Here is a 5,882-nt window from a genome sequence, read left to right on the forward strand (position 1 = left end):
CGAGCACCGCGACGCCCAGCCGGGGGTCGCCGCTGACGTGGGCGGCGCGCAGCGCGGCGACGAAGGCCCGCTGGGCGGCGGCGTCGTGGCCGAGGTCGTACGCGGCCCAGCCGGCCAGCCGGGCGAGTCTGCTGGCCGTGCCGTAGAGCTCGCGGCCGAGCCGTTCGTCGTACGCGCCGAGTTCCAGCAGCTTGGCCAGCATGGCGAGTTCGGCCCGGACGGGGCCGAGGACGAGGCCGCCGCCGCAGGCCCGTTCGAGCTTCTGCTTGCTGCGGTAGGACAGGCCGAGTTCACCGGCCAGTCCGGGTTCGACGCGCAGCGCGCCCTCGCCGCCGCCGACGGGCGGCGGCGGGGAGTCCAGGCGGGCGGCGGCCTGGTCGAGGTCGGCGCCGCGGAACAGGTCGGTGAGGCGCACCGGGCCGGCGTCGGTGGCGGCCTCGCGCAGCGCGGTCTGGGCGGTGTCGGCGGTCCACGGGTCGGTGAGCAGCCGGGGCGAGAGGATCTTGGCGCCGCGGTGGCCGCCCATCCGGCCCCAGAGCTGTTCGTAGGTGACGGCGATGCCGAGGGTGCGGCTGAGCACCTCGCAGACCGCCTGGTCGTGCGGGCTGCGCGGGACCATGCCGCGGTCGCGCCACTTGTACGGGGCGGTGGAGCTGATGGCGAGGCCCGGCGGCAGGGCGAGGCTCACCTCGCGGGCGAGCCGTTCCGGACTCCATCCGAGCTGGTGGAGTATCCGGGCCAGTTCCTCGTTCCGCCTTCGCTCCAGATCGGCCATGGCACGACGGTAGCGGGATTCCGGCCGCCGGGACCGGCGACGCGGGCAGAACGGCGAAGAGCCGCCCCCCGTTTCCGGGAGGCGGCTCTCGACTGCTGTGGAGCTATGGGGAATTGAACCCCAGACCTCTTGCATGCCATGCAAGCGCTCTACCAACTGAGCTATAGCCCCGCGACACGGGCGACCCTGGCTGACCACGACCGCCGATGCGGAGTGGAGCTATGGGGAATTGAACCCCAGACCTCTTGCATGCCATGCAAGCGCTCTACCAACTGAGCTATAGCCCCGCACTCACCGGATCTCCCGCTTCCCTTCCGGGCCGCGTTCCTTCCCTGCGAACGAGGAAGACTCTAGCTGGTCAGGGCCGGAACTGCGAAATCCGCTCCCTCCGGACCCCCGCCGAGGGCCCCGTGAGGGCCCCCGGCACCCGGTGCCGCCCGAGCCGGTACGGCTCGGCTCAGGTGTCGTCGCCGATGACCGGCTGCGGGAGGGTGCCCGCGTTGTGCTCCAGCAGGCGCCAGCCGCGCGTGCCCTGGCCGAGCACCGACCAGCAGCAGTTGGACAGTCCGCCGAAGCGCTCCCACTGGTCCGGCTCCATGTCGAGCAGCCGCCCGAGCATGGTGCGGATCGTCCCGCCGTGGCTGACCACCACCAGCGTGCCGTCCTCGGGGAGCTTGCCGACGGCGTCCAGGACCACCGGCACCGAGCGGTCGGCGACCTCGGTGGCCAGCTCGCCGTCACCGCCCCGCCGCACCGGCTCACCGGCCGCCCAGGCCTCGTACTCCTCCGGGAAGCGCTCGCGGATCTCGGCGTTGGTCAGGCCCTGCCAGGAGCCCGCGAAGGTCTCCCGCAGGCCCTCGTGGTGCCGCACGTCGAGCCCGGTGACCTCGGCCAGCTCCGCGGCGGTGCGCCGGGCCCGCTGGAGGTCCGAGGAGATCAGCAGGTCGGGACGGAGCCCGGAGAGCAGCCGGGCCGCCCGCTGGGCCTGCTGGACGCCCTGGCCGGTCAGCTCGATGTCCGTGGTGCCCTGGAAGCGCGATTCGAGGTTCCAGGAGGTCTGGCCGTGCCGCCAGAAGACGATGCGCGGGCCGCGCGGGCCGCGGCTCAGTGCAGGTCCTCGGGCTTGCCGAAGTCGTCGGCGGGGGCGACGACGTTGCCGGCCTCGTCGGTGAACGCGTCCGGACGGTTGCGCGAGGCCAGGGCGTCCTCGGGCAGCGGGAGCTCGGGGCAGTCCTTCCAGAGCCGGTCCAGCGAGTAGAAGGAGCGCTCCTCGGCGTGCTGGACGTGCACGACGATGTCCAGGTAGTCGAGCAGGATCCAGCGGCCGTCGCGCTCGCCCTCGCGGCGCACCGGCTTGATGTCCAGCTGCTCGCGCAGCTGGTCCTCGATCTCCTCGGCGATCGAGCGGACCTGGCGGTCGTTGTTCGCGGAGGCGATCAGGAAGGCGTCGGTGATCGACAGCACCTCGCTGACGTCGAAGGCGATGATGTTGTGCGCGAGCTTGTCGGCCGCCGCCTGCGCGGCGACGGTGATGAGCTGCTGGCTGTGGTCGGTAACGGTCACGGTGTTCTTCCGGCTCGGCGGCTTGGGGGGCGCCCCGGCGCTCGGCCGGGGTCGCCTTCCAGGATCTCACGCCGCCCGGGCGGGCCCGGAACCGTTTTTCCAGGCCCCCGAGCCCCGGGCCCCCAAGCCAATACCGGGCCACCGCCCCCGCCGCCACCAGGCCCGGACCCCCGTCGGGCCCGGGCCACCGCCCTACTGGGTCTTCGGCGGCTGGTAGTCCTTGCCGAGCACCACCAACAGGTCCGCGTTCTGGGTGTCGCCGGTCACCTTCTTCACCGCCGTGTCCGGCAGCCCGAGGCTGGTCGCCAGCGACTTCGCCGCGCCCTGCCGGGCGTCGTCGGTGTAGCGGATCTCACTGGTGGCCTGCGGGGCGCCCTTGGCCCCGCCCGGGATGAAGGTCAGGCCGGAGTTGACGATCTGGACCTGTACGGCGGCCGCCGCCGCGTCGTTGCCGCTGGAGTCCTGGACCGCGACCCGGACCGGGGCGTCGCCGGCGGCCGCGGACTTCACGGTGCCGCCCAGCACGTCCTTGACCTGCTTGCCCGCGGTCGCCTCGTCCAGGCTGCCGTCCGGCTTGACGGTCAGCGCGGTGGTGCCGAAGTGGCCGTCCTTCGCCTGCTGGGAGAGCTGGACGAGCACGCCGGCGAGGGCGTCCTCGGGCAGCGAGGGGTCGAGCACCGCGTTCATCCGGTGCACGTCGTCCTTGGCGTCCTTGAACTCGGTCGGCATGGCGCGCACCAGCGCGTCCATGACCTGCCCGAACCGGGCCAGCTGGGCGTCCCGGTTCTCGCCGGGGTTCTGCAGGGTGGCGTAGGCGACCGCGGCCTTCCCGCTGAGCATGGTGTTCTTGCCCGCCGCGGACAGCAGCTTGCCGTCCGGCTTGCCGCCCTCGTGGGTCTCGGCGTTGGTGTCCACCCGGACGCCGCCGAGCTGGGAGACCAGCAGTTCCAGGTACGGGGTGTCCAGCCGCCAGGTGCCGGCCACCGGGGCGCCGAGCACGGTGGACAGGCCGTCGCGGGTCGCCGAGGCGCCGATGCCGTCCATGGACTGGCCGACCGTGGTGACCGGCGGGTCCCCCGGGCCGGGCAGCCGCAGGGTGTCGGGCAGCAGCAGCACCGTGCCCTTCTTCCCGGAGGCGTCGTTGACCAGCAGCGCGCTGGACACCTTGCCCTGGAGGTCGCGCAGGTGGACGACGTTGACCTGGCGGCCGCCGGCGGCGGCCGCCGCGGTCGGCTTGCCGCCGGTGAGGAAGAGGTACCCGCCGACGCCGGCGGCGGCCAGCGCCACCACCGCACCGAGGCCGATCAGCCGGTTGCGCAGCTTGCGGCGGCGCTCGGCGCGCACCTCGCTGCGGGACTCGGCGAACTTCAGCCAGTCGATGACGTCCTCGGTCTCCTCCGCCTCCTCGTCGACGAAGGTGAACTCCCCCGTGGTGTAGCTGTCGTCGGGCGCCTTGCCGCCGCCCTTCCCGCCCTTCCCGGCCTTCCCCGCCTTCCCGGCCCGCGCCCCGGCGACCTGCTCGGACGGCGGCTCGGCCTTGGCCGGCACCGGCTCGGCGGCCGGCCGAGGCACCCGCGGACGCGCCGGTGCAACCGCCGCGGCCGCGGCCGGCTCGGCCTGCACCGGTTCCTGCGCCTGCGACGGCGCCTGCGGTTCGGTCACGACCGGGGCGGCCGCCTGGTACGGCTGCTCCTGGTACCCCTGGTAGCCCTGCTGCTGGTAGACGTACGTGCCCTGCCCGTACACCGGCTGCCCGTACTGGTCGTACTGCTGGTCGTACTGCTGCTGCTCGTACGGCTGTTGCTGCGGGAACTGCCCGCCCTGCTGGTACCCGTCGTACCCCTGGTAGCCCTGCTGCTGGTAGCCGTACGCGCCCTGCCCGTACACCGGCTGCCCGTACTGGTCGTACTGCTGGTCGTACGACTGCGCCTGCGCCTGCGGCTGCTGTTGCGGCTGCTGCGGGTCCTGCGGCTGCTGGTAGCCCTGGTACGGCTGCTGGTACTGCCCGGTGGACCAGTCCTCCGGCCGCCGGCCGTCGCTGCGATCAGTCATGCACCGCTCCCGGATCAGTCCCCGCGCGGCGCGTACAGCGCCCGCTTGTCGATGTAGCGGACCACGCCGTCCGGGACGAGGTACCAGACCGGTTCGCCCTTGGCGACCCGGTTGCGGCAGTCCGTGGAGGAGATGGCCAGCGCCGGGACCTCCACCAGGGAGACCCCGCCCACCGGAAGCCCGGCGTCCGACAGAGTGTGCCCCGGGCGGGTGCATCCGATGAAGTGGGCCAGCGAGAAGAGCTCGTCGGAGTCGCGCCAGGACAGGATCTGGGCGAGCGCGTCGGCGCCGGTGATGAAGAAGAGGTCGGCGTCCGGGTGCAGGGCGTGCAGGTCGCGCAGGGTGTCGACGGTGTACGTCGGGCCCTCGCGGTCGATGTCGATCCGGCTGACCGAGAACTGCGGGTTCTCGGCGGTGGCGATGACCGTCATCAGGTAGCGGTCCTCGGCCGGGGTGACGTGCCGGTCGCTCTTCTGCCACGGCTGCCCGGTCGGCACGAAGATCACTTCGTCCAGGTGGAACGCGCTCGCGACCTCACTGGCGGCGACGAGGTGGCCGTGGTGGATCGGGTCGAAGGTGCCGCCCATCACGCCGAGGCGCTTCTTCACCGGTTCCGGTCCGCCGGGATTCCCGGCCTGCTCTCCCATGCCGCCACACCTTACGCGACACGCGTTACGGTGCGGGAACGGCCGGGTGGGGGTTCTCCGCAGACGCGTGAGGGAGCGTCCGGCCGGTGGCCGGACGCTCCCCGAGCGGCCCCAGGCCCCGGCTCAGCGGTCCCGGTTGAAGCGGGTGGTGATGAAGAGCAGGACCAGCAGGATGACCAGTGCGGCGCCACCGGTCAGGGCCGGGTTCAGACTGTCGTGGTTGCCCCCCTCGCCCTCGGCGAGCAGGTTCAGAACGGGGAGTGCGGCAGCAGTGCTCATGGTCGGCGGGACCTTCTCGGCTCGGTGAACGGACCTGGGGGTTGTTCCGGGCCGGGTGAGGGCCCACCCGTCATCGTACGGGGGGTTACACGGCAACCGCTCGGCGGCCCACCGCCGCTGACCGGGCGTGAGCGCGGGCCGAGGGACCGACCGGCGAACGGGCCCGGGCCCCGGCGAACGGACCGGGGACGGCCCCCGGGAACGGACCGGGGACGGCCCCCGGGAACGGACCTGGGACGGCCCCGGGGAACGACCGGCCCTAGTTGTTCTTGAAGGCGCGGGCCATGATCCAGATCAGCAGGCCGATGCCCACGAAGGACGCGACCACGATGATCCGCAGGAACAGGCCGGGGCCGGACTCGTCGGAGATGGGCGCGGCCAGGCTGACAAGCGTGTCGGTGGACATCTGCGGGGGCTCCTCGTACTGCTCGGTACCGCGGCCGGGTCCGGTCTCGGTCGTCCAGGCCTCAGGGTAAACCGGCCTCACACCGGCGGAGCCCCCCGGCCCCGCGGACGCGCCCCGCAGACGCGCGCCACCGGCCCCGCGGGCGCGCCCCGGCGGCCCG

General features: G+C 73.1%; 6 protein-coding genes, 2 tRNA genes and 1 pseudogene. All 9 read right to left on the reverse strand.

The window, feature by feature from the left end; all coding sequences use genetic code 11:
- Positions 1 to 775 (reverse strand): annotated as a pseudogene (locus AE652_RS33685) (hypothetical protein); the annotation flags it as partial.
- Positions 776 to 873: 98 nt separating this feature from the next.
- Positions 874 to 946 (reverse strand) — tRNA-Ala (locus tag AE652_RS33690).
- 43 nt (positions 947 to 989) lie between these two features.
- Positions 990 to 1,062: transfer RNA gene (locus AE652_RS33695), tRNA-Ala, on the reverse strand.
- 170 nt (positions 1,063 to 1,232) lie between these two features.
- The gene (locus tag AE652_RS33700) at positions 1,233 to 1,883 is read right to left on the reverse strand and encodes a histidine phosphatase family protein (RefSeq protein WP_049658575.1); all 651 of its coding nucleotides are present in this window, start codon (positions 1,881 to 1,883) and stop codon (positions 1,233 to 1,235) included.
- The gene (gene rsfS, locus AE652_RS33705) at positions 1,880 to 2,338 is read right to left on the reverse strand and encodes a ribosome silencing factor (protein ID WP_049658573.1); all 459 of its coding nucleotides are present in this window, start codon (positions 2,336 to 2,338) and stop codon (positions 1,880 to 1,882) included. The genes AE652_RS33700 and rsfS overlap by 4 nt, the downstream gene beginning before the upstream one ends.
- Positions 2,339 to 2,530: 192 nt before the next feature.
- The gene (locus tag AE652_RS33710) at positions 2,531 to 4,390 is read right to left on the reverse strand and encodes a LytR C-terminal domain-containing protein (protein ID WP_063780356.1); all 1,860 of its coding nucleotides are present in this window, start codon (positions 4,388 to 4,390) and stop codon (positions 2,531 to 2,533) included.
- 14 nt (positions 4,391 to 4,404) lie between these two features.
- Positions 4,405 to 5,037, reverse strand: a complete 633-nt coding sequence (gene nadD / locus AE652_RS33715; RefSeq protein WP_049658574.1) for a nicotinate-nucleotide adenylyltransferase — start codon at positions 5,035 to 5,037, stop codon at positions 4,405 to 4,407.
- Between the two features lie 123 nt (positions 5,038 to 5,160).
- Entirely contained in the window at positions 5,161 to 5,316 is a 156-nt protein-coding gene (locus tag AE652_RS47550) for a hypothetical protein (protein WP_181970583.1), read from the reverse strand.
- 259 nt (positions 5,317 to 5,575) lie between these two features.
- Positions 5,576 to 5,722 carry a hypothetical protein gene (locus AE652_RS46830; protein ID WP_158077652.1) on the reverse strand — a complete coding sequence of 49 codons (147 nt, stop codon included), beginning with the start codon at positions 5,720 to 5,722 and terminating at the stop codon, positions 5,576 to 5,578.
- Between the last annotated feature and the right edge of the window lie 160 nt (positions 5,723 to 5,882).

The organism is Kitasatospora sp. MY 5-36 (genome assembly GCF_001182915.1).
Lineage (GTDB): Bacteria > Actinomycetota > Actinomycetes > Streptomycetales > Streptomycetaceae > Kitasatospora.

Coding starts and splice junctions, on each gene's coding strand:
- AE652_RS33710 (WP_063780356.1), bottom strand. CDS start 4,390: ATGACTGATCGCAGCGACGGCCGGCGGCCGGAGGACTGGTCCACCGGG.
- nadD (WP_049658574.1), bottom strand. CDS start 5,037: ATGGGAGAGCAGGCCGGGAATCCCGGCGGACCGGAACCGGTGAAGAAG.
- AE652_RS47550 (WP_181970583.1), bottom strand. CDS start 5,316: ATGAGCACTGCTGCCGCACTCCCCGTTCTGAACCTGCTCGCCGAGGGC.
- AE652_RS46830 (WP_158077652.1), bottom strand. CDS start 5,722: ATGTCCACCGACACGCTTGTCAGCCTGGCCGCGCCCATCTCCGACGAG.